Here is a 25188-nt window from a genome sequence, read left to right as displayed (position 1 = left end):
CTGGTCGTGACTGGCATCACTGAAATAGCCTCTGCTTTTATTTTATTTTGCAAACGTAACTCTTAACCACCAAAAACGATATAACCTATGTCACTCAGATTAGGAGAAGAAGCACCTAACTTCAAAGCTCAAACTACCGAAGGTGAAATTGACTTTCACGAATGGCTCGGAGATAGCTGGGGTGTACTCTATTCTCACCCCGCAGACTTTACGCCGGTTTGTACGACCGAACTGGGCCGTACCGCAGCGCTCAAGGAAGAATTTGCCAAGCGTAATGCCAAGGTGATCGCCCTGAGCGTGGATCCGATTGAAGACCACATGAAGTGGCTCAGCGATATTGAGGAAACGCAGAATGTAAAGATGAACTTCCCCATCATCGCAGACTCCGACAAAAAAGTTGCTGTGGCCTACGATATGATCCACCCGGAAGCAGACCAGAAATTCACGGTCCGTTCTGTTTTTGTAATCGATCCGAATAAAAAGATCCGCCTGACGCTGACTTACCCGCCATCAACCGGCCGGAACTTCCACGAAATCCTGCGCGTGATCGACTCTCTGCAACTGACCGACAACTACAGCGTAGCCACGCCGGTAGATTGGGAAGATGGGCAGGAAGTGGTGATCTCGCCTGCCATTTCCAGTGAAGATGCGAAAGACAAATTCCCGAAAGGCTTCAAGGAAATCAAGCCTTACCTACGCATGACACCGCAGCCGAATAAGGACTAATACACCATAAGAATTTAGGTTACGAGACCGGAGTTCTACCTAAGGGTGGGGCTCCGGTTTTCTGTTTGCCAATCCGCTCTTTTGGTCTGCCGGGAAGTTAGTAATTTGTGGGTTCAACAACTTGACCACATGCTAAAGAAGGGGACGTCCGCGGGAATTTTCATGCTGCTGTTGCTGCTATACACCGTATTGCAATGGCGCTACGTAGCCCTTGACTTCTGGAACGACGAACTCTACACCCTCCGCTACTTTGCCTATGCATCCTTCACGGCTATACTAACGGACTATCACGTACCCAACAACCACATCCTCTTCAATGCGCTCAACCGCCTCTACCTCCTGCTGATTGGCGAAACGGACTTTCCCACCCTGCTGCAAAGCCCCGAAAAGCTGCGCGGGCTGATGTTCGTCTACGCCGGGCTAACACTTTGGGGCATATGGAAGCTGGGCGCGCGCTTTTTCAGCCCGCTGACCGGGCTGCTTGCCGTAGCCATTACCGCTACTACCCTGCCCTACCTCAATTTTGCGCTGCAAATCCGTGGGTATGGTTTAAGTGCACTATGGCTTATGGGGTTGTTGTACAGTACACTTAGCTTTCACAAAAAAAGAAGCCGGGAGGCTGCTTTTGGCATCATCGGCTCAGCGGGTGCCCTGATGTATACGGTACCGTCCAACCTGTACTTCATCCTGGCTATTGGGCTGTTTTGGGGGATATTCTGGGTACGGCAAATGCTCCACAGCGGGCTGCATTTACGCAATAAAGCTTTCCAAATCGCCCTGCTCACCGCCATTGGGCTGAAGCTTGCCCTGCTGGCCTATGTACCGGTTTTCGGGCAGGTCTTTAACAATCCCTACGTCACCTACGAGCCCTTCAAGTGGAGCAACCTGACCTACTATGCCCCGGTAGTGCTGGGTGACTTCATAAGCGGTAGATGGTGGCTGTTGCCTTTTGCTGTACTGGGCTATGCGCTGGGGCGCAGGCATTGGCTGCCACAGGCTCAAAGCGCACTGCTGTTGCTCACGGTGCTTGTCCTGCCCTTTCTGTTGGTGTACATCCTTGGCAATACCGCTCCAAAGCGGATTTTCATCCCGTTGGTGCCGGTCTTTGCCCTGTTGTTGTCCATTGGTATTGCGGCAGAGGTAAAGGAACTGCCGCGCTTTCGCTGGCAAGGGGTCGTAGCCCTGCTCCTGGTGGCAGGATACGGCGTTTTCCAGGTCTTCCAGAGCTGGAGCGAGAGCAGTGCGCAGATAATGGCCGACATCAAGCTCGGCGGGCGCTCACAGGGGCTTACCCATCAGTACTATTCCTGGCATTACCAGCCGCAACTGGAAGTAGAGCTGTATAAAGGCGATTACTTTAATCCCGGCATACCGGTGGGCATTGTGGGCTGCGAACCCCACGGGCTGCGGTACTTTCTGGAGGCTGCGGGCATACCCTATCTTCAGGATGCAAATGTGGACTCGCTCCTGAACCAGCACGATACTGTAGATATTTTCAGCAGCCGTCCCTTACGCGTAGCAAGAGATTTCGCTTACGCAAATGGCGAGATCATCAGTTACAGTGGAAAATTGTCCTACCACACACCGATCCGGTTGAGGATTGATCCTGCTATCCGGGACACCCTGCGGCAGTTACTCCCAGACACCACAATTCGGCTGATTGCACAGGGACTTCTGCCGGGCAGCCTGCCACCGGACCAGCCTGCCCTGTCTCTGAAAGCCCAGCCAGCTAAGCTCGGAGACCTAAGCACCTTCCTTCGGCAGCAGCAGCCCTTTGTCCTGTTGCAACCCGACTCATTAGGCCCGGAAAGCCTGCCGCTGGCTGGAATGGAATACACGTTTGATTTTCGCGACAGCCTGGGTAGTTACCATACCTATGAAGCACAGCCCCGCCTCTTGGAAAGAAGGCAGATTTGGTCATCCCAAAAGGCACAGGAAGCTGATGGCGAAAATCCGTACGCTAACCTATGGGCCGCCACACTATCGGATACCATGGCCAACCACACCCCGGAATGGCTGCGCATTGACCTCGAAGCCCGTTTTGAAGCCGGGCAAGGCGGCACCCTCGTCTTTGATGTCAATCGGGATGGAGAGACCGTCCACTGGAAGGGGCTACCGCTCAATGATTACCACCAGGCCTGGCAGCCTGTTCAAACCGCAACACTTTATTTTCGATGGCCGGAGGGGCTTCAGACAGGTGACTACGTACAGGTGTACCTTTGGAGCAATGCCGGAGGGCGGGTTGTATTGGAAGGGGCCAAGATTTGGCAGGGCTATGGCCTTAACCAATAACCCTGCCTCCACCAACACTTCAGCGGTCAAGTTTTACTGCCCCCAAATCAGCCGTCCGCTGGCTTGATGCCCTTCAACAGTCCTGATCCGGAAAAAGTACAAGCCCGATTGCAAAGCAGCCCGATTCAACTGTAGCTGATCGCCTGAAAAAGCCTGCGTCAGAACGGTCTGGCCCTGACTGTTGAACAGCTCCAAGGTCCGTGCCCCGGCAGGCCAGCCTTCTAACGTCAGCCATGCGTACTCCTGTGCAGGGTTCGGTGCAATACGGACCTTCGCACCGCCTAATGTTAGGTCCAAAGCCACGCTGATGATTTCCACGAAGTCGATACCAAGCTTATGCACCGTGGTATTGGTGATGATGGGATCGTTGATGTCAAAGTAGATAGCAGCCCGGTTTTCGCTAACGGTTCCTAAAGGCAGGCCGTTCCGCTGCTCTATTTTGTATTCCACAAAGCCCTGACTGCCTTCCAGGTTGGTGGTGCTGTCGGGCAAGAGGATGTTTTCATAAGTGAAGACCAACACATTGTCTCCGTCAATATCCCAGGTATAGGCATGGCTGGAAGCCCCCGGGCGCAGCGTAGTGATGTCGAGATGCTCGGAGATGGTATCACGGATCACCACCAAAAATGCCGTATCGTTGCCGGTGTTTTGAAAATTCACCAGATACTCCAGAGCAGTGCCTGGCTCAATCAGATGCTCCTCTCCGTAGCCTCTCGGGAAACCATGTTTATCGTTGGGGTCATAAGAAGCTACGACCTCCCGGCATTCGATGTCTATGAACTCATCGGTATCGCCCAGCTCAAACTGATTGACGAAACCCGTGCTGAAGCTGCCCTCGTCATTTTCGCCGCAGCCTTCCACCACGGAGACCGGCTGACTGTTGCCCGGGTGCAGGGGGACTTGTTCTACCTCCAGCCGGTACGTGGAACCGTTAGCAGGGAAGCTGTACTCAAAGGCCTCTCCTACCTCCAACTCCAGAGAGTCCGGAGCGGTGAGCAGCATCACCCCGTCTTCGATGACAATACAGGCAGCCGGGGCTTCCATATTACCACTGCCTATGTTTTGTACGGTGAAGCGGACTTCTTCATCCACGCAACTGCTTTGCACAGCCAGGCTTGCCCCGTTCCAGAGCGGGTCAGGAGGTGCACAGGGGTCGTTGGGGTAGATTTTAGCCTGGGCGCAGAGGGACTGACCAAGCACGGCATCACAACTGACCACAAAATTGACCGCCAGGTAGCCGCAGGCATTTGCCGGCACCTCACCAAGGTTAAAGGTGAAGGTCTGCCCATCTTGTCCAGCAACGGGCAGCGTAGCGGACTGGAAGTCAAAAAGCTCATCCAGCGTCACCTCTACGTAGGCATCTGTTGCGGTCGCCGTGCCTTCATTGCAGTATTGAATGTGGAGCGTCCGCGTCCAGCAGGCCCGAAGGAGCGGCATACTAAAGTCTACGGTTAGCTCGGGGCAGGCTTCTTGCTCCTGCATTGGGATATCCATTGTGCTCATACTGCCTGGTACGCTCAGGTCCACCATATAACTGTCCTGGCATTCCAGCCAATAGCTGGCCGGTACCAGCGGATAAACCTCATAACTGCCGGCCGGCACCTCCTGCTCGTAGCTGCCATCGGCCTGGCTAACGGCATAGTACAATTCATTCCCGTTGTTGATGGCTATCAGCCAGCCGTTGATGCCTGGCTCTTCGGGCATGGGAATACAATCTGTCAGGGTATCCAGCACCAACCGGCCTTTTAGGGTGGTACAAGTTTGAGGATCGAGTTCCACCAGAACACTGTCCTCGTAAATGCAGCCATTCTCCGTATTTGTCAGGGAGAGAAGATGCATGCCACTTTGTGTCGTACCCGTTGGATTTTGGCCCGATACCGTTGATCCATCCGGGTAGGTCCAGATGGGATTGCCTCCGGGCAGTGCCGGAGCATACAAAAGATTGGCAGAATCACAGCTGATCAAATCCGCAATGAGGGTGGGCTCGTAGAGGTCCTCGGTAACGATAACCAGGTCTTCTGAAAAACAATCCGGCTGGCTATTGTCCGTTACAATCAGGATGTAGGTTCCAGGGGCATCTACCAATGGGTTCAGGGTATTGGCACCCGAAAGGATATTTCCATCCGGAGTAGTCCAGGCGTAGGAGATGTCCGGTCCGGCAATACTGGCGCTGCCCTCCAGGACAACAACCGTAGTGGTACAGTCGAGCTCTTGCTCAGGACCAGCATCAGCGTTAAGTCCGGGCTCCAGCGTGTAGCTTACAATGATGGAGCAATCGTTGGCATCTGTCACGGTCACTGTATAGTTACCAGATGGCAAACCAATCCATGGTGAAGTGCCACTTCCGTCTGGCCAGTTGTAAGTATAGGGCGGTGTGCCTCCGGTGACAAACACGGACAGTATGCCATCTGAAGAAGAGCCACAGCTTAGGGCCTGTTCTTCCTGTATGACAGCCTGCAAGGGCGGAGGCTCATTGATCAGCACCATTTCTTCCACCGTGCATCCGTTGGCATCTGTGATCCAGACAATGTAGACGCCAGCGGGCATATTACAGACCTCTGAAGTAGTGGCGCCAAAGTTCCAGTTAAAGACGTAAGGGGGCGTACCGCCGGATACTTCTACGGACACGCAGCCTGAGGCGGTGCCGAAGCAGGTGGCGTCTAAGGTGGTGAAGTTAACAATCCAGTCTTCCGTATTACAGTCAATACCACAACCTGTTATTGTGACCGAACTGCTGGCCTGGCACTCCGGATCAGCATCATCCGTAATCAGCACATCATAAACTCCAATTGGTAAAGGGACTTCTTCAAGCAGTAAGGGGCTGCCGTAGGTACCCTGGTAGGCACCACTTTCAAGCTCCAAGAGGTAGGTTTCACCAGCTGAAGTACTATTCGAAACGACGAACTCGATATCATAATAGTCGTCATCGGGCTGATTCGGCGTGTCATTATCGTTGCAGTCCAGAATATTGGCTGTGACAAACTCAAAGATACAAGGTGGAGGCGTGCATTCCGGTGCAGCTACCAAAAAGCTAGCGGTACAGTCGGTATTGCTGATGTCATTAACGACTACCTGTATATCTCCCTCTGCTACAAGATATGGCCCAAAGACGTATTCTGAATCATATAATCCAGACTCGGCTTCTCCTCCTATTCCAGCTATCCAACTTCCTGAACTACCTCCGCTAACGGTGAGCGTAAAGGTAAAGGTATCATCAGACAAATCAGCCGGCGTTCCATTGTCGTTACAATCCGAAACGCTGAAGTCCGTATCGATCCCAGAGACATCAATCAACGTTTGCCCCACCCCCACACAACCGTCTGCCTCATTCGTTACGGAGACGGTATAAATAGTGGATTGGCTAGGGGACACGGTGACCGAAGGGGTCGTGGCCCCGATATTCCAATCATAAATAAAAGGAGGCGTCCCTCCGGTCACTTCGGGCGTAAGGGTAGTGATGTCACCCGGGCACCGCTCCAAAATAAAAGGTAGCGCTACATTGGCAGCAGGCAATGCTATTGCCTCAGTGGTGGTGGACGCAACACAGCCATTGCTGTCGGTAACAGTGAGATGATAACTCCCAGACTGAGCAATGACAATAGTACTGTCTGTCCCGCCAGGGTCCCAGCTAAAGGTATACGGAGGGACACCACCGGTAGCGGTAGCTCCAAAGATGAAAGGATCATTCTCACAAAACTCCAATATACTTGGGCTCGTTGCCCCCAATGCTTCAGCCGGGAAGAGCACCACAGAGTCGAGGCCGACACAGCCACTCTCATCGGTTACTGTTACGCCATAAACTGCTCCGGGCGTAGGCGTAATTTCCTGAAAGGAACTTGTACTGCCGTTACTCCAGATATAGTCCTTTCCACCAATGCCTCCCTCTACTCCAGGGGTTAGCAAATATTCAAGGTCTTCACAATATTGAATGGTATCCCCTAGCGTCACCTTAAGGCTATCTACAAAATTCACTTGCACCTGATCTTCCGCCCAGCAATCGGGCAAGCTCTCATCTGTAACCCGTAGGGTATAAATCCCACTTTCTGAAACTGTTGTAGCCGGGGTTTCGTCGGTGAAGCCATTGGGGCCAACCCACTGGAAAGCCAGCTCCGGAGGCGAGGCCAGTACGGTAAAACATACCTGGAACAGTGTATCTCCATCAGCCAGAGTGACCGGGGCAAGGTCTTCCGGAAACCAATTCACACTTATAAAGCCTTGCGGAAGCGAGGAAAAGGGCTCAGGAAGCCCCATATTGTCATCTATTGAAAACGCCGACCATCCGGAGTTGATATCGGCTATTGAGGAAAATTGTAAGAAGTCGGGGTTGTAATTTAGGGTAAAGGATGTTCCGAGAATATTAACAAAGTTTTCAATTGTCAAAGGCAGGCAGACCTGGTCCCCAGCCTGTGCCTGTACCCCTCCTAATACCAACTGCAGGACGTCGGGATTATTTGGGGAAGGTGGTGTCGGCGGATTGCTACCCACGTATCCATTAGTCAGCTCGAAGTCCAGAGGCACTTCATTTCCATCAACAAACTCAATCGGTGCCAGGTCGTCAGTAATCCAGATACGGGCTGGATCCGACAGTAAACTGCCAATTTCGACCCCAGGCTCACAGAAGACTTTCCGGTCCGGCCCCGCATCCGCAGTAAGCCCTGCCAACAGCTCAATTGTCTCTTCAGCAGTACAGCCTTCCCCGTCCACCAGGGTCACCTGGTAAGTACCTGCCTGAAGGCCATTTTGCTCAGGCCCAAAAAGGCCGTTGTCCCACTGAAAGTCATAGGGCGGCGTACCTCCTGACCCCGTCAGAAATATCCATCCGGTGGGGGTATCCGGGCAATAGGGGTGCTCGATACTCACCGTATCAATCTGTAGGTTGCACTGTGCCAGGACAGGCATAGCGCCAAACAGGAGGCTTACAAGCGTCAGGGTCAAATTTCGCATGGGATTCGGTTTTGTTTTATTTCACGTTACAAATGTTGGGAGAAAACACGGGTAAGGCAAATGCATTTTTTGTGATTTGTAGAATAGAATTAAACCCTATATCTTTTTTAGATGCTTAAAAAAAGGCGTTTTGAAAAAAAATTGTAGTTTAAACTTGGCATTATCTCCTACTTCATATGCAAAATTAACCGCCCATGCAGCCGACCTACCTGTACGAGCTGGTCCAATCTTTTAGCAAACAGGAACAGCGGGAAGCCCAAAAGTGGCTGGCTTCCCCTTACCACAATCAGCGGACCGACCTAAGGGCACTGTTCGAATGTTTGTTGAAAAAGCCACAACCGCCCTCCAAGGCAGCGGTTTGGCAGGCGCTATTCCCGGATACGCCCTACAACGATCAGCAACTGCGGTTGATACAGAGCTATCTGTACCGCAGCCTGGAAGACTTTTTGCTTCATCAGGAACTGGACAACCGCCCGGAAAGCACCCGCCACCTGCTTTTGGATGCTTACCGCCAACGCGGGCTGGACCGGCATTTCACCAAAGCTTACCGGCAGCAGCAACGCGCCCTGGAGCAAACACCACTTCAGCATCCGGAGCATCATCTCGCCTTGTACTGGCAGGAGCGTGCCTTATTTCAGCATCAGGCGCGTCGCGAACGGACCCGCGAGCACAATTTACAGGCCATGGAAGACGCTCTGACCCTGGCTTTTCTCAGCATGAAACTCCGGCAGGCTTGCTGGCTCCTGGCGCACGAAGCAGTGTACAAGGCAGAGTACAAAGTAGCCCTGGAGCCTCTGCTGCTTGAGCTCGCTCTAAAGCCCGCCTACACCCAACAGCCTGCCGTAGCCATTTACCTCAACTGCTACCGGATGCTGAAAGCACCGGAGGAGTCGGCTCACTTCGAAGCGTTCCGGGACTGGCTGTTCCGCATTATCGGGCACTTCCCAGTGGAAGAACTGCGGGACCTTTTCCTGCTGGGCATCAACTACTGTATCCGGCAGATCAACCGTACTGCCGACAGCTACCTGCGGGAAGCCCTGGAGCTCTACAAAAAAGGGCTGGAAACAGACTTGCTGCTCGAAAACGGGGTACTCTCGAGGTTCACCTACAATAACATCGCCGGCATCGCCCTGCGGCTTCAGGAATTGGACTGGACTGCCCATTTTCTCGAAACCTACCGGCCCAAGCTTGCCCCACATCAGCGGCAGGCGGCCTATAGCCTTAATGCCGCCCGGCTGGCTTTTTCCCGAAAAGATTACGCTCAGGCGATCACCCATCTGCAGCAGGCCGATTACCGGGACTTTATTAATAACCTGGTCGCCCGTACTTTACTCTTAAAGTGCTATTTTGAACTCGACGAGTACGATTTGCTGGAGTATCACCTACAGACTATGCGCAGCTTTTTGCGCCGAAAACGGAAAATGAGCTATCATCAGCAAAACTACCGGAATATTGTACAGCTGACCTTCCGATTGCTCCGGCTCAAGCCCGGAGACAAGGCTACCGCCCGTACCCTGAAGGCCGCTATTGAAAACACCACCCCACTAACCGAACGCCGGTGGCTGCTCCGTGCATTGGAACGCACCCAATAACCCATCCGGGTTGCAAATTGGCTCCACCTTGCTTAAATTCACAGTTTCTTACCCACTCACCGATGACAAGACTTGCCTATTTGCGGATACTTTTCCTGGCCGGGGTGCTGATGCCCGGTTGGCTTGTGGCCCAGAGCCAGGCAGCAGATAGCCTTGAGCAGGTCTTTTACCAGCATAACAAGGACTCTGTAGGCATCGAAGCTGCCCTCGCCCTCTGTGACGAGTGGTCGTTTCTGCAAACCGATACTGCATGGGAGTGGGCCAGGCGCGCTTATGCCCTGGCGGAAGACCTGCAATCCCCGTCACTCACAGCCCGCAGCCTTTACCAACTGGGCGCTGCGGCTTACGACAAACGGGAGCTGCAGCAGGCTATGACTTACTTCCTGCAGGCACTAGAGCGCTTCGAGGAGTTGGGCGATGACCGCCGGCGGATGGACACCCGGCTGGAAATCGGCCTCATCTACCAGGATATGGGCGAATACGGGCAGGCCCGGAAATACCTCGATGCCTTTTACCAGTTTTACGCCCGGAAGGGCGCTGCTGAGGCGCCCAACATCATTTTTGCCCTCAACCAGTTTGTAGTACTTTTCGAACAAATGCAGGAAGTCGACTCCATGCTGCACTACGCCAGGGCTACCCTGGAAGCCGCCGAGCAGTACGGGCAGGACAAGTACCTTGCTAATATCCACAACAACCTCGCTTCGGTCTACCTATACGCTAAAGACTATCCCAGTGCGCAGTACCATTTCCAGCAGGCTGAGCGTATCGGGTTCGGCCCCAATAAGGTAGGCCGGTACTACAACTTCTACGCGCTTGCCGACATGAAACAGGCACTGGGCGAGCCGGACAGCAGCGCTTACTATGCAAAACGGGCACTGACGGTAGCACAGAGTTTTGGCGACCTCGAAAAAGAAAGCAGTATCCACCTCTTTCTTTCCGGACTTTATCAGGAAAGTGGAGACTTTGAGCAAGCTTTTTCCCAACTTGACACCTTCACACAGCTCAAGGATTCCCTGACGGCTCTCCGGCACCAACGCGACCTGTCAGAACTCTCCGTGCGCTATCAGACACAGGAAAAGGAAGCCCGGATCACTCAGCAGCAACTGGAGTTGGAACAGGAAGCCAACCGCCGCAACCGATTGCTGTTTGGAGGCTTGCTGGGATTCCTGCTGCTCGGCGGGGCTTTCTTATTTTGGCGCAAACGGCAGCAGGAAGAAGCCCGGCAAACGGCACTGGAGCTCAAATTCCAGCAGGCGGAAGCCAACCGCCTGCGGGAACTGAGTGAACTAAAGTCTAACTTCTTTGCAAACATCAGCCATGAGTTCCGTACTCCGCTTACCCTACTGCTTGGGCCGCTACGGGATATGGAAACCGGGCAGCGAAGGGCAGAAGCCAACACCCTGGCCAGAATGCGGCGGCAGGGCGAGCGTCTGCTCAACCTTGCCGACCAAATGCTCGACCTCTCAAAGCTCGAAAGCGGGGCAATGCCTGAGCGGCTTGAGCAACGTGACCTCACCCGTATGACTGCACTCACAGCCGCCGCATTTGAGAGCATGGCAGAACAAAAACACATCCGCCTGCATACCCACCTCCCTGAAGAGGGCACCCTCGTCATGCTTGATGCAGACAAAATCGAAAAAGTACTGAACAACCTGTTGGGCAATGCCTTGAAATTCACTCCCGATGGCGGCCAGGTCAGCCTGAAGCTCCGGACGAAGCCCAATGGCGATCAATACATGGTCCGCATAGAGGTACAAGACAGCGGGCCTGGCATCCCTCCCGGGCAGCTGTCACATATCTTCGAGCGCTTTTACCAGGGGCAACCTGAAGGCAGGCAAGAGGGCGCTGGCATCGGGCTTGCCCTGACCCGGGAGCTGGTACATTTTATGGGCGGAGACATTCAGGTAGAAAGCCAGGTCGGACAGGGTACCCGCTTTGTTTTGTCCATCCCTTTTCAGAAAGCAACGCCAGCTTCAGCAGTAGTACAGGCTACACCAATAAGCCCTGACAACGGGCAGCCCATGGTCCTTATCACAGAGGACAACCCGGAGCTCCGGCAGTACATCCGCGAGCAACTTCAGGAGCAATACCAGATTATCGAAGCCGCAGAAGGGCAAACCGGCCTGCAAATGGCGCAGGAGCAACTGCCCGATCTGATCCTCTCAGATGTGCGCATGCCGGGTATGGATGGGCTTGACTTTTGCCGGGCGATTAAGTCGGATGAGCGCAGTAGCCACATCCCGGTTATCCTGCTGACCGCCCTGGCAGACCAGGAAGATGTCCGCACGGGGCTGCTCACCGGCGCAGATGCCTACCTGACCAAACCCTTCGACGCAGAAGAGCTCCGCATCCGCGTAGGGCAGTTGATTCAACAGCGGCGGCAGCTGCGGGAGAAGTTTGCCAGATCTTTGAAGGATAGCCCCGCTCCGGTAGAAACTGAAAACCCTGCCGATACTGCATTCCTCCAAAAGGTAGAACAGGCGGTGATGAGCCAACTCGATGAAGAAGACTTCAGCATCGAAGCCCTGGGCCGGGCAGTAGGCATGAGCCGGAGCCAGCTCCACCGCAAAATCAAAGCCCTCACAGATCAGTCGCCTTCTGTTTTTGTCCGCACGCTCCGGCTGCGGGAGGCCTATCGGTTGCTGCAGGCTAAGGCCGGCAACGTTTCAGAAGTCGCTCATCAGGTGGGGATGCCCAATCTTGCGCATTTCTCCCGCTCTTTTAAGGACCTCTTCGGGCACCCGCCCAGTCAGATCAGCTAATCCCCTTATGCTACATAAGTGCAAAACCGCGACATATCAGCAAAACACCATAAAAAACACGTGCACAACCCGCTCATCTAACTACTGATTATCAAATACTTATACCCAAAAGACACATAGCGCAAAACATTTGGGACATAGCGCAAAGCAGGGCCCTGTGAATCTCTGCAACTTGCCCCCAACAACAAACTCACAATCGTATGAAAGCGCTAATTCCATTTATTTTTTGTCTGGCACTTGGTGCGGCAAGCACCATTCAGGCACAGCAAACCGTAGTGGTCAACGGGCAGGCACTCGCCCCCCAAACAGTGCAGCAACTCGAAGCTTACTATCAGGTAAAAATACAGCCCGGGCGGTACTGGTACGATCCCTACTGCGGGCTATGGGGCATGGAAGGCGGCCCGGCACGTGGCGGCATGATGGCTGGCCTTGCACTGGGCGGGCAAATGCGGGCCAATGTTTCCCGGGGGCAGACGCATATCTTCATCAATGGCCGGCAAATCCCGCAAAGTGAGCGGGTACAGTGGGAACAGCTCACGGGGCCGATTACGCCCGGCCGCTACTGGCTCGACGCCTATGGCAATGTAGGGCTGGAAGGCGGCCCCTCCCTGGGCAATCTGACCGTGCTGGCACAGCAGGTACAGCGCAACGCCTCTGGCTATAACCAGGGCAAGGGCAATACCTTCTACCGCAACTTCTACACCGGCACCGGTAGTGGCAGCAGCAGCGAGGGCTTCTACATCATGGGCGAAGACTGGTCTTACAGCAGTTTTTAATCTATTCAACCAAAACCCGATCAACAATGAGAAAGTTACTTTTGATGCTTATCCTGCCTTTACTATGGGCGTCCTGCAACAAGCAAGAGACTGAACCCGGTGGCGGCAACGGCAACAACGCTCCCAATGAACCGATACTGGAAGAAACCATTGACGCGGCCTTCCCCTTCACCCCCAATCAACCATTCGGTGCCATTTACTACTGCGGGCGACTTGGCTCACAGCTCAGCTGGTACTTCCTGTTTGCAACAGACAACACCTTACAGGTGCTCTTTACCACTGATGCCCACCAAAACTATGCCTTCAACGGCAGCTATACCTACGCCTCAGATGAGTTGCGCCTGCAAATGCCCGGAGGCCCGGCAAGCCCTTTCCCTCAGGGACTGGACGAGCGGTCTACCCTGATCATGCCCAGTATGGGGCTCGTGGGTGCTTTTGCCACTCCGAAAATGGTCTGCGTCTGTATGGGACACGACCTCAACCCACAGGACCCGCCACAGGCAGAGGCTAATTACGACTGCCCAACCATCAATGTACAAGCGGCAACGGATGAGGATAATGCCATAGAACTCATGCACCGGAGCGTGCCCTATGAATTTGCCGTGCCTGGCTCTATTTTCCGGCAACAAGACACTTACGTCAGTGGTGTGAGCAACCCGCAAGTCAGGCGCGGCTATGGCATCTACCGGACCGATGGCAACCGGTTTTATGCCAACTTCCGCCTGGCTCAGGATTTATACGAATATGCAGCCCCCGGGCAGTTGCCTGTTAATTTGGAACCCGGTGTGCCTTTTACCGACCATAACCTGATCAGCGGGCAGATTCAGGCGGGCTATCAGGAGCTAACGGTAGACCAGCTGTCGCCGGAGTCTGGCCCCTGCCGGCTCAGGTAAAGAAAGTCTATTCCAACAGACCTGATCAACAACGGCATCTCTGCTCAGAAAGGATTGGCTGAAACCAATGAACCGTTCCAGCCCGGTCCGTACTGTGCACTTCAGGGACCGCCAAATGAATCAAACACCTAAGACCCATGTCATCTTTATCCCTTAAACTACTGTTCACCCTGTGTTTGCTCCATCCGATCAGCCTATTGGCCCAACCCGTATGCGAGGGCACGCTTTCGATCGACCTCCTAACCTATGATGGCTTTGGTGCCGGGCAGGAGCCTGTACAAACGGACGATCCATTCCTGTCTTCGTTACTGAGCTACCAAAGCACAGGGCCATGGCTGCCCGGTACTTACAGCCTGATGAACACCACTGCACTGCCCGGCAGCCCTCCTTGCTGGATAACCGCTCAGGGCAACAGCAATGAAGAAGAGGGCTACTTCCTGGCGGCCTATGCCGGGGCAGATCCGGTAGCGGTGATCGAACAAGGAGTCGAATGGTGCGGGGAAGGCAGGTATACCCTCGCCGCCGACCTGATCAACCTGAGCAGCGATACCTGCATAGAAAACGGAGCAACCATTAGCTTTTTCATTGACAGTACGGAGGTGTACAACTCTGGCCCATTGCCCTCCAACGGCAATTGGGAAGCACATCAGGCGGCATTCGATATCCCTGCCGGCACGCCCTTGAGCACGGTCCGGATAATTGCGGCCGGCACACCATTTGGGATGGACAATCTACAGCTGCAATACTGTCAGCCGATACTGGAACTACCAGATACGGTGCACTTCTGCAACGGGCAGGCAACCACCCTCACCCTAAACGGAGCAGACACCCTGTTTTCCAGTCCAGCCTGGCAATGGCAACAGAGCTTTGACGGCGGGAGCACATGGGTAGATGTTGACGGCGCTACCGCCCCTACGCTGACTATTGATCCCCCACTTGAAGGCGTTCAGTACCGAATATTAGGAGCTAACAGCCCGGTCGCCCTCTCTGGCGCAGGCTGTGCAAGCCTGTCCAATACAGTGAGCCTGCTGGAACAACAGCCCGTGGAGGTTTACCAGACGCCGGTCATCTGCCAAGGTGATACAGCATACATCGGCCAAACACCACTCTACGAGCCGGGCAACCACAGCATTACCCTGCCCGGTGGAAGTGGGTGCGACAGCCTGGTCCACGCCTTCTTGTTTGTCCATCCGGTTTATGAGCAGTGGTTCACCCAGCATTTATGCTACGGAGAGGCCTTTCTGGGCATGGCCTGGACTACCGATACCCTGCTGACCCTACAGTATGAAACCATGGCAGGGTGCGACAGCCTCGTCACCTACGATATTGAGGTGGCGGCTCCCGACACCTTTGCCATAACAGGGGCTTTGCAGATTTGCACAGGTGCGGCCACTACCCTTTCTGCACCCGGCGGGTACAACGATTATGTATGGAGCAATGGGGCAACTGCCGTTACGACCATCGTAACAACAGGAGGGACCTATACCGTATCCTTCACCGACAGTCAGGGGTGCCCGTACGAAGCAAGCGCCACCGTAATCAGCGATCAGCTGCTCTTTGATGTTTCGGCTATTCCTCCGGACTGCCCGGATGACCAGGACGGACAGTTGCATATTCCCTGGGTGGAAAGCGGCACCCCACCCTATGCCTACCGGCTTAACGGAGGGGACTGGCAGTCTAGTAATCACTTTGAAGGACTTGCTCCCGGCGACTACGTAACAGAAGTGCAAGATGCCGCCGGCTGTAGCGCGGAGGTGCCCATTTATCTGGAGGCACCTCAGGAAATCAGCCTTTCCTGGTCGGGTTGGGCTAACGGGCTGCTCAACGCAGGCGACACCCTTTTTTTGAATGCTTCAGCGGCTGATGCCAATACACAATTCGAGTGGTCCGGTCCGGGTCGGTTTAGCTGTGCCTCTTGCCCGTCCACCCAATTTACCGCTTTGACGAGTGGGCGGTTCAGGGTACGCGCCACTACACAGGAAGGCTGTACCGCCACACTGGACACCACATTGGCCGTAGCCAGCCGCTACCGGCTATACCTGCCCACGGCTTTCTCGCCCAATGGGGACGGGAACAACGATTATTTCGAGCCGGGCTTCGGCTCTAATGTCGTCCGGGTATTGCGCTGGGACATTTATGACCGCTGGGGCGGGCAACTGTTTGAGGGCGGCCCTGCACTGCCCGGTGCACCACAACTGCGCTGGGATGGCAGCCGCGATGGCGCACCATTACCGCCCGGGCTTTACCTCTACCATGGGCAAATAGAATTCGAGCACGGGCAAGTCCGGGAGACCTCCGGCGAAGTCCTGCTATTGCGATAATCCAATTAAAAACTTTCAAGATGATGTCAGTTATTCAACAATTCGTATCAGCGGTGGCATTTGTGGCTTTGCTGATCGGGTACAACCCACCCGCTCCGGCCCAGGATATGCCACGCGCTGTATTTGGCAATGCCGGGGATTATTACACCAACCTCTTGTTCGGCGACCTGCACTGGACGGTTGGAGAGGTCGCCGTGTCTCGCTTTCAGAATGGGATTTCCCTTTCCGAGGGCTTCCATCAGATGTATTATGAGTTGGTGGTGGAAACCCGGGAAGAAACTTACCGGGACTGGACAGTGCGGGTGTTCCCAAATCCCACAGCCAGCCATATACAGGCCGATTGGGCTGCTGACGCCCCCGTTCAGGCCAGGCTAATGGCCGCCACCGGGCAGGAGCTTCTTCGGGATCCCCACTTCCAAAAAGGGCAGCAGCTGGACCTGACGGGTCTGCCGCCCGGCGCTTACTTCCTGCAGTTACGCAACCGGGACGGACAGCAAAGCACCTTCCGCATCCTAAAGGTCAGAAGATAGATTTTCCACACCAAAACCTTAAAGTCATGAAACCGTATTTAGTCCTTGGGGCCATTTTGGCCCTTGCTTTGCCATTGCTTGGGCAGAGTCCTCAAAAATTCAAATTCCAGGCGGTTGCCAGAGATGCTTCCGGCCAGCCCTACACAAGTGTTAACCTTGGCGTCCGCATCAGCCTGGTGCGCGATGGGGTCTCCGGACTGATCGACTATGCCGAGCGCCACGTAGTCACCACCTCCCCACTTGGAGTCTTTGACCTTGAAATTGGCGGTGGGCTTCCCATCTCAGGGACCTTTGCTGATGCCGACTGGGCCAACCATCCCTATTACCTCAAAGTAGACATTGACCCCGATGGAGGGACCAATTATATGAACCTGGGCACCTCTCAGTTGCTCTCCGTACCTTACGCTATTTACGCCGGAGCAGCTGGCAACGGTGGTGGCGGGGACCCTACCGATGAGCTGCAAAACCTAATCTATAACCCAGCCACGCAAACCCTGACTCTCACGAATGGAAATACCGTTACGCTGAATTTCCCTACCGGTACAGATGCTCAGCACCTCAGCCTGAATGGCACCAACCTTTCCATTGAAAACGGGAATACGATAGACCTAAGCCCACTCATGGACGGCGTGGAAGATGCCGATGCGGACCCTATGAATGAGCTACAGGACATCTCCTTCAACCCTGCTACCAATCAGCTCAGCATCTCCGGCGGAAGTACCGTCACCCTGCCCACAGGTGGTACGGATGCCGATGCAGACCCCACAAACGAAATTCAGGTCATCTCCAAAACAGGCAACACCGTGACCCTCAGCAACGGCGGAGGAAGCTTCACCGACGAGGTCAACGATGCGGACTCAGACCCCACAAACGAAATCGAAACCTGGGCCACACTCAGCGGCATCCCGCCAGATATCGCCGATGGGGATGACGTGGATGATGCCGACCCCAACCCGTTTAACGAGATTCAGGACATCTCCTTCAACCCTGCTACCAATCAGCTCAGCATCTCCGGCGGAAGTACCGTCACCCTGCCCACAGGTGGCACGGATGCCGATGCAGACCCCACAAACGAAATTCAGGTCATCTCCAAAACAGGCAACACCGTGACCCTCAGCAACGGCGGCGGAAGCTTCACCGACGAGGTCAACGATGCGGACTCAGACCCCACCAACGAAATCGAAACCTGGGCTACACTCAGCGGCATCCCGCCAGATATCGCCGATGGGGATGACGTGGATGATGCCGACCCCAACCCGTTTAACGAAATTCAGGACATTTCCTTCAACCCTGCTACCAATCAGCTCAGCATCTCCGGCGGAAGTACCGTCACCCTGCCCGCAGGCGGCACGGATGCCGATGCGGACCCCACAAACGAAATTCAGGTCATCTCCAAAACAGGCAACACCGTGACCCTCAGCAACGGCGGAGGAAGCTTCACCGACGAGGTCAACGATGCGGACTCAGACCCCACCAACGAAATCGAAACCTGGGCCACACTCAGCGGCATCCCGCCAGATATCGCAGATGGGGATGACGTAATTGACGGAGATGCCAGTCCAACGAACGAACTTCAAGCCCTCAGCCTATCCGGCAGCACTTTAAGTCTGAGTGGAGGTGGCGGCAACGTTGATCTGTCCGGGCTGGGCAGCGTGTGGTCGCAGAATGGGAATCAGATTTATTATAACACCGGAAGAGTTGGGCTCGGCAACACCAATCCGGACGAAGAACTGGTAGTAGGCACCAATTTGAATTCTGGCTGGGCAGTGCCCGCCATCACAGTAGGGTCCAATAGTGGTGGAGGAATTCAGGTGGGCAATCCGACTACCAAGCTCTCCATAGGCTCCGGTAATGCTTTTAACCGGGGCCGCATCATCCAAAGCGATGCCAATGGGTATGGACAGGGTATTATTGAAATGCGGACCCGCCAGCTCAATATTGGCACGGAACCAGGCATCAATACCACCCGAACCTACCCCGTACGGATTGTTCAAAACACATCCGCAACAGGTGGAGCCTTCGGTATGCTGCTAATGAATGGTACCAATAACGACAGCAACTGGGAGTTTTATGTAGGTGGGAGTGGCAACCTGCTGCTCTACGCAGATAATGCTCCCCGCGGACAATTTGATGCGGTTTCGGGCAACTACACGGCGACTTCTGATGCCCGCCTAAAGACCGGTATCAGAGACCTCCCGGCGGTCTTAGCTAAGGTACAACAGCTTGCCCCTAAAACCTACCAATACCGTGGGCAGGAAGGTAAAGATTACATTGGCTTGCTCGCTCAGGAGCTACAGGTGATCTTCCCGGGCCTCGTTTCCGAGACCCCTTCCCGTAACACAGAGGAAGACCCAACTCTGTTGGTCGATTACAATCAGCTGTCCGTAATTGCCCTCAAAGCGCTGCAGGAGCAACAAGCCATTATTGTCCGCCAACAGGAACAGATCCAAAGTCTGGAAGCTCGTCTGGAACGTTTGGAAAAGCAAGTGCTGAAAGATTAACCTTTGTCTCTGATTTCATCCCCCTGATTACCTGGGCTCCGGTTAGGCCGGAGCCCTTTTCCGCTTTTCTCCGCTCAAAGGTTTGAGCTAAAACCTCTAACTTTCCGCAAAAACATGAAGCAACACCTCGCCCGCATTGCCCTGCTGGTCCGCGACTACGACGAAGCCATCGAATTTTTCGTGCAGAAAATGGGCTTCACCCTGCTGGAAGATACACCGCGCTCCCCCAGCAAGCGATGGGTGGCCGTTGCCCCGCCGGGACAGCCGGAATGCTCCCTGCTGTTGGCGAAAGCCAAAGACGAGGAACAGGCACAGTACATTGGTAAACAAGGCGGTGGGCGGGTCTTCTTATTTCTTCACACTGATGACATCCAACGGGACTATGAGCAATACCGGGCAGCAGGCGTCCACTTTGAGGAAACGCCCCGGCAGGAAGCATTTGGCACCGGCGCTATTTTTCAGGACTTATATGGCAACCGATGGGAATTGATTGAACGGAAAATTTAGCGCCCCCGACTCAATAACCACACCCCAGCCAGCGTCACCCCAAAGCTCAGCAGAAGCTCCAGGGTTAGCAACTCGTCCAGCAATAGCCAGCCGAAAAAGAGGGCGACAAATGGGTTGATGTAGGCATAAAGCGTGACCTGAGCTACCGGCAGGTGCCGTATGGCGTAAACGTAACTCCCGAAACCGGCGATGGAACCAAATAGCACGAGATAAGCCACCCCCAGCATGGAGGTATTGGAGATGGCAGCAAAGTCCACGGGCTCCAGCAAAACCCCGCTGATCAGCAACAGCCCCATAGCACCGAAGAACAGCTGTACGGCCGACCGGAACATGGCGGGCAGATCACCGTCCCGCCCATCGGACAACAGCACGCTCGTGCCTGCCCAGCAAACTGCTCCGCCCAGGGCAATGCCCATACCAATGAGCGCATCCGTGCCTTCCAGATTGAACAGGCTTTCCCGGAAGACCAGGAACATGCCCAGAGCCCCCAGCAAGAGCCCCGTGACGATACGGCGGTTCATGCGCCCCTGCCCCATCAGCAGATTGATGAATAGCACGTACACCGGGATCAGGGAAAATACCAGCGCGACCAGTCCGGCCGGCGCATAGTCCAAACCCAGCACCATCAGACCTCGGGCAAAAGCAAAAAAGCCCAGCCCGAAGAGCCCCTGCCGCAGTACCTCTTTCCAGTCTATTGCCTTCGGTTTTTCCAGTCCCAGCGACAACCCGAGGAAGATCAGGCTGGCCATCAGCTCCCGGATACCCGCCATGAAGAAGACCGGAATGGTCTGAATGGCATACTTCACCGCGATGTGCGTAGTGCCCCAGATGAAACACAGCAACAGGATGGCCAGCAAAGACAGGCGTTTGGGGTCAGCGTGTTGGATGGCTTTCAGCATGCTCGGAATTTTGTGCAAAGGTGGGAAAATTTACCGGCTTTGCAGCCCACCTGCCGGACTGGCATAAGATATCATCGCCCATTTGCGTTATGTTTAAAAACCTACCTATGAAAAGCCAATACTTTATCCTCGTCGCCGGGCTGGCCCTGGTGGCCGCCTGCAACAGTACTTCCAAAACCACTGCACCCACTAGCACTGCCACTGCCAAATCCGAAACCACCATGGCGCCCAAACAACGCCCTTCCCTGGTCAACCGCAAATGGGATATTACAGAAGTTTCAGGTCAGGATGTGCGGAAGCTCCGCCTGGCCGTTACGCCTTTCCTGCGGCTTACCGGGGAGGCAGAGGGCTTCCGTCTGAGCGGCAGTGATGGCTGCAACAACCTGATGGGCGGCTATGATGTAGGGGACCACGGCACGATCAGCTTCTCCAGGGTTGCCTTTACCCGGCGTGCCTGCCCGGAAAACGGGGATATCAACGCCATACTGACCAAAGCACTCCAACAGGTCAACCACTATACCCTGAGCAAAGACGGGCTGAGCCTTACGCTGAATAAAGGCGAGGGCAATCCGATCATCAAAATGGAGCTGGCCCGATAGTCTTGCAGATCAGTTTGTGCCTGTTCTGAGCTAATCAGACCAGCCAGATTTGTACGTTGAGGTGGTCCAGTCCTGAAAATTGGGTTTTCCGCCAACCGAAAGGAAGTTTTTGATTGTTAAAGGGTCAAATAACGCACCCAACCCCATGCAAAAGCTCCAATTCGATCCGGCAACCGCTCCTGCCCCCTTGAGCGAAGTGCTGAAGTCCTGCTGGGTCATGCGCAGCAGCGCCGAAGACCGGCAAACGGTACCTGATTTGCTGATCCCGGATGGATGCCCGGAAGTCATCTTTGTCTATCAGGGCGGGTACCGTAAAGTGGCCCTTCATCAACCGGAAGTCAGCCAACGGGTTACGGAATCCTGCCTGGTGGGCTTGCAAACCCAGACGCAGTTGGTCACGCGGGTCAGCCCGGTGCATATTGTGGGCCTCAAGCTTAAGCCTGCCGGGTTTTACCGGCTTTTTCCCAAAGTGGCTGCCGAAGCGGCACAGCAAAACCTTCCCATATCACAACTCAGGATTCCATGGCTGCAACAGCTGGAAACGCAGCTTAAGGCTCTGCACACCGCTGCCGAAATCCTGGACCATCTGCAAGGTACCCTGCCTTTACAATGCATACAGATGCCGGATGGGCTGGCGATCGTGCAGCGTTGTATTGAGGCTCAATTGCAGGAACAAGGACAAATACCCATTCAGGAGCTGGCCCGGCAGCACCACCGCAGTATTCGTCAGCTGCAACGCTATTTCAAGCAATACACCGGAATTACCCCCAAGCAATTTGCCCGGCTCATCCGGTTCAAGGCGCTATACAAGGACAGCGTAATTCGGGAAGTGCAGCCCGGCAACTACTTTCAATACGGCTACTTCGATCAGATGCACTTTATCAAAGACTTCAAGGCGCACCTGGGCATCACCCCAACCGCTGTAGCCGACCGGGACTTTCAGCAACAGAACGAAATGGCCCGGATCAGCCGGTCCTGACGCTTTTTTACTATCGGGCAGGCACAAGAGATTATAGTTTTGCCATCAAAAACACCTATGGAATTACGACCACTCGGAAACAGCAGCCTCAAAGTCAGCCCCATCTGCCTGGGCACCATGTACTTCGGTACCAAAACCGATCAGGCACAGTCGGAGCTCCTGCTGGACGCCTACCTGAGCAACGGTAGGCGATAAAGCCATCAACAAACCGATTCAACTGTAAGCTATGCCGAATTACCCATTTTTCAATGAAATCACGCTGGACCGCCACTCGGAAGTAGCGCTGTACATACAGTTGTCCAACAATCTGGCCCGGCTGATCAAGCGCGGCATTCTCAAACCCGGTTTTAAGCTGCCCGGCACCCGCACCATAGCCAGCCACCTGGCAGTCAACCGGAATACGGTGGTAGCCGCCCTTAGTGAGCTGGAAGCAGAAGGCTGGATTTACAGCCGGAACCGCAGCGGGTGGTATATCAATAAAGACCTACCGGTGGTCACGCCCCGGTCGGTCAACGGGGACCTGGGTATGGCCTGCTGCTACCCGGAAACGACCGGTTTTGCGCTGTACGAGCCGGCACTGCCCGAGCTGGAGTATCAGCAATCCCCGCGGGCACCTTTGGCTTTTGATGACGGCTCATCGGATCCCCGGCTGGCCCCACTGCAGGAGTACGCCCGGGAGTATGCTTCCGTTCTGCAAAGCCCGAGGCTGGGGCGGCTGCTGGAGCAGGTTTCCCCCCTCGGCGACCGCAGGCTGCGGGAAATTTATACGCCATTGCTCAATCAATACCGGGGGCTGAATGTCCAACCCAATCAGATGATCCTGACCCGGGGCGCTACGCAGGCCATCTTCCTGCTGTCGCATACGCTCCTTAAGCCCGGTGATACCGTGGTGGTTGGGGAGAGCAGTTATGAAATCGCCAATCAGGCCTTCCGGAAAGCCGGCGCCCGCCTGCTGCGCATCCCGGTAGATGAGAAGGGCCTTGATACAGATGCCCTGAGCCAACGGCTCGAGCGGGAAGCCATACGGCTGGTCTATGTGCCTTCCCACCACTACTGGCCGACTACCGTAGCCCTATCTCCGGAGCGGCGGGTACAACTGCTGGAACTGGCCCGGCAACACCACTTCGCCATTTTGGAGGACGACTACGACTATGATTACCATTACCAGCATAAGCCCCTGCTACCTATTGCGAGTGCGGATTGCGAGGGGTATGTGATTTACATCGGCTCCTACTCCAAGAAGTTATTCCCGGCAGCACGGGCGGGGTTCATCCTTGCCCCGGATGACCTGATACAGCGGTTGATGCAGGTCCGGCAGCTCATTGGCGATCCCGGGGACCCCATTCAGGAGCGAGCCATTGCCCGGCTGATCGAGCTGGGCACTATGCGCCGCTATGGTAAAAAGGCGCTCCATGCTTACCGGCAGCGCCGCGACCATCTTTGCAAACTACTGCAGGAAGAGCTTAATTTTGCAGTCGATTTCCAGGTACCGGAAGGCGGTATGGCAGTATGGGCCCGGTTCAAACCCCAATTTCCCCTCCCGGAAATTGCCGCACGCTGCCGCGAAAAAGGGCTGCTGATTTCTGACGGCAAAATTTACAATCCACCAGGTACCGACTGGAATGCCTGCCGTCTGGGCTTCGCCGCATTGAATACAGATGAAATCTCCCGTGCCTTCCAAATCCTGAGAAGCAGTATGTTGGAAATGCAGGCTTCAAAACCACGAATATTTGTACAAAATCCTTAACCTTTACGCAAAAGCTTAACTATGCCACCCGAAGTAAAAATCATCAAAAACGAATTGCTTTCCGACAACTGGTACACCCTGCGCAAGATTACCTTTGACCTGCGGCGCGCGGACGGGCAATGGGAACGGCAGGAACGCGAGGCCTACGACCGGGGCAACGGCGCTACCATCCTGCTCTACAACAAAGCCCGCCGTACCGTTATCCTGACCCGCCAATTCCGAATGCCCACTTACGTCAATGGCAATCCGGAAGGCCTCCTCATTGAAGCCTGTGCCGGGCTGCTCGATGCAGAAGGGGCAGCTGCGGGCATACAGCGGGAAACGGAGGAAGAGACCGGCTACCGGGTGGAGGCACCGCAAAAAATATTCGAGGCCTACATGTCTCCCGGCTCTGTGACCGAGATCGTCCACTTCTTTGTGGCCCCCTACAACGATGCCATGAAAGTAAGTGATGGCGGAGGCGTAGCAGCCGAGCAGGAAAACATCGAAGTGCTTGAAATGAACTTCGACGAGGCCTGCCGGATGATTCAAACCGGAGCCATCCGGGATGCCAAAACTATACTGCTGCTACAGTATGCGCAGCTTAACGGTCTGCTCGATCAGTAGCCCCGATTGCAATTCCTGTGCTTCAACGGGAACTCATTTGTACCCTTTGAAGCTTTTCATAAAAACCTCATCGTGAAAAAATGGATTTGGGCACTGCCCATGTTTCTACTCATCAGTTGCCAACAACGACCTATGCAAGCCGAACAAAAGCGCGTAATTGAAACCTACATTCAGGCCTACAACAGCTTCGATGTAGATGGTATGGTTCAGCACCTGCACCCTTCTGTAGTCTTCAAAAACATCACCAACGGACAGACCGATCTTCAGACCGAAGGCCTACCCGCCTTTCGTCAGCAGGCAGAACAGGCAAAGCAATACTTCAGTCACCGCCGGCAAACCATCACAGCCTGGGAATTCACCGGAGATACCGTCACCATTGAGATTGACTACGAGGGGCAGCTGGCCGTTGACCTGCCGAATGGGCTCAGGGCCGGGGATACGCTCAGGCTCAGCGGGCAATCTGTTTTTGTTTTTGAAGGAGATCGGATCGTTGCCCTTACCGATAAAAGCTAAT

The 25188-nt window shown here is 54.6% G+C and carries 18 protein-coding genes; 16 read left to right on the top strand and 2 right to left on the bottom strand.

Annotation, left to right across the window (positions count from 1 at the left end; translation table 11 throughout):
• The first annotated feature begins 87 nt into the window (after positions 1-87).
• Together ACO08I_RS23170 and ACO08I_RS23165 are read left to right on the top strand one after the other, a co-directional pair.
• A complete protein-coding gene (locus ACO08I_RS23170) occupies positions 88-726 on the top strand; it encodes a peroxiredoxin (protein ID WP_421947252.1) in 639 nt (212 codons plus the stop codon).
• Between the two features lie 129 nt (positions 727-855).
• Positions 856-3018 carry a hypothetical protein gene (locus ACO08I_RS23165; RefSeq protein WP_421947251.1) on the top strand — a complete coding sequence of 721 codons (2163 nt, stop codon included), beginning with the start codon at positions 856-858 and terminating at the stop codon, positions 3016-3018.
• Between the two features lie 33 nt (positions 3019-3051).
• Here the strand turns inward: ACO08I_RS23165 and ACO08I_RS23160 are convergent, their stop codons facing one another.
• Complete coding sequence (locus ACO08I_RS23160; protein WP_421947250.1) at positions 3052-7962, bottom strand: DUF7619 domain-containing protein; 4911 nt, start codon at positions 7960-7962, stop codon at positions 3052-3054.
• Positions 7963-8156: 194 nt separating this feature from the next.
• Here ACO08I_RS23160 and ACO08I_RS23155 point away from each other — a divergent pair, with 194 nt between their 5' ends.
• The 8 genes from ACO08I_RS23155 (at position 8157) to ACO08I_RS23120 (ending at position 19844) form a co-directional block, all read left to right on the top strand.
• Complete coding sequence (locus tag ACO08I_RS23155) at positions 8157-9554, top strand: hypothetical protein (protein WP_421947249.1); 1398 nt, start codon at positions 8157-8159, stop codon at positions 9552-9554.
• A 62-nt stretch (positions 9555-9616) separates the two neighbouring features.
• Positions 9617-12316 carry an ATP-binding protein gene (locus tag ACO08I_RS23150; RefSeq protein WP_421947248.1) on the top strand — a complete coding sequence of 900 codons (2700 nt, stop codon included), beginning with the start codon at positions 9617-9619 and terminating at the stop codon, positions 12314-12316.
• Positions 12317-12516: 200 nt separating this feature from the next.
• On the top strand, positions 12517-13092 hold the full coding sequence (locus tag ACO08I_RS23145) for a hypothetical protein (RefSeq protein WP_421947247.1): 576 nt from the start codon (positions 12517-12519) through the stop codon (positions 13090-13092).
• A 26-nt stretch (positions 13093-13118) separates the two neighbouring features.
• A complete protein-coding gene (locus tag ACO08I_RS23140; protein ID WP_421947246.1) occupies positions 13119-13985 on the top strand; it encodes a hypothetical protein in 867 nt (288 codons plus the stop codon).
• A gap of 137 nt (positions 13986-14122) precedes the next feature.
• Positions 14123-16306 (top strand): gliding motility-associated C-terminal domain-containing protein, encoded by a 2184-nt coding sequence (locus ACO08I_RS23135; protein ID WP_421947245.1) that lies wholly within the window; start codon positions 14123-14125, stop codon positions 16304-16306.
• 20 nt (positions 16307-16326) lie between these two features.
• Entirely contained in the window at positions 16327-16836 is a 510-nt protein-coding gene (locus ACO08I_RS23130; protein ID WP_421947244.1) for a T9SS type A sorting domain-containing protein, read from the top strand.
• A 26-nt stretch (positions 16837-16862) separates the two neighbouring features.
• Positions 16863-19337 carry a tail fiber domain-containing protein gene (locus ACO08I_RS23125; RefSeq protein WP_421947243.1) on the top strand — a complete coding sequence of 825 codons (2475 nt, stop codon included), beginning with the start codon at positions 16863-16865 and terminating at the stop codon, positions 19335-19337.
• A 114-nt stretch (positions 19338-19451) separates the two neighbouring features.
• Positions 19452-19844 (top strand): VOC family protein, encoded by a 393-nt coding sequence (locus ACO08I_RS23120; protein ID WP_282774926.1) that lies wholly within the window; start codon positions 19452-19454, stop codon positions 19842-19844.
• On the opposite strand, the gene ACO08I_RS23115 is transcribed toward ACO08I_RS23120, so the two are convergent.
• Positions 19841-20743, bottom strand: coding sequence for a DMT family transporter (locus ACO08I_RS23115; RefSeq protein ID WP_282774928.1), 903 nt, complete (start codon positions 20741-20743; stop codon positions 19841-19843). The two genes, ACO08I_RS23120 and ACO08I_RS23115, sit on opposite strands and share 4 nt — an antisense overlap.
• A 107-nt stretch (positions 20744-20850) precedes the next feature.
• Here ACO08I_RS23115 and ACO08I_RS23110 point away from each other — a divergent pair, with 107 nt between their 5' ends.
• From ACO08I_RS23110 to ACO08I_RS23085, 6 genes are all read left to right on the top strand, one after another.
• Positions 20851-21342: an META domain-containing protein gene (locus ACO08I_RS23110; protein WP_282774930.1), complete on the top strand. Its 492-nt coding sequence runs from the start codon at positions 20851-20853 to the stop codon at positions 21340-21342.
• A gap of 145 nt (positions 21343-21487) precedes the next feature.
• Entirely contained in the window at positions 21488-22321 is an 834-nt protein-coding gene (locus ACO08I_RS23105; protein WP_421947242.1) for a DUF6597 domain-containing transcriptional factor, read from the top strand.
• Positions 22322-22378: 57 nt separating this feature from the next.
• Positions 22379-22516, top strand: coding sequence for a hypothetical protein (locus tag ACO08I_RS23100; RefSeq protein ID WP_421947241.1), 138 nt, complete (start codon positions 22379-22381; stop codon positions 22514-22516).
• Between the two features lie 31 nt (positions 22517-22547).
• The gene (locus tag ACO08I_RS23095) at positions 22548-24068 is read left to right on the top strand and encodes a PLP-dependent aminotransferase family protein (protein ID WP_421947240.1); all 1521 of its coding nucleotides are present in this window, start codon (positions 22548-22550) and stop codon (positions 24066-24068) included.
• Between the two features lie 21 nt (positions 24069-24089).
• A complete protein-coding gene (nudK, locus tag ACO08I_RS23090; RefSeq protein ID WP_421947239.1) occupies positions 24090-24674 on the top strand; it encodes a GDP-mannose pyrophosphatase NudK in 585 nt (194 codons plus the stop codon).
• A 72-nt stretch (positions 24675-24746) separates the two neighbouring features.
• The gene (locus ACO08I_RS23085) at positions 24747-25187 is read left to right on the top strand and encodes a nuclear transport factor 2 family protein (RefSeq protein WP_421947238.1); all 441 of its coding nucleotides are present in this window, start codon (positions 24747-24749) and stop codon (positions 25185-25187) included.
• The last annotated feature ends 1 nt before the right edge of the window (position 25188 follow it).

Origin of the sequence: Phaeodactylibacter xiamenensis, from assembly GCF_965229835.1 — a bacterium.
Classification (GTDB): Bacteria; Bacteroidota; Bacteroidia; order Chitinophagales; family Saprospiraceae; genus Phaeodactylibacter; species Phaeodactylibacter xiamenensis.
Note: the sequence above shows the minus strand (reverse complement) of the source record. Positions and strands in the feature narration are given on the sequence as shown.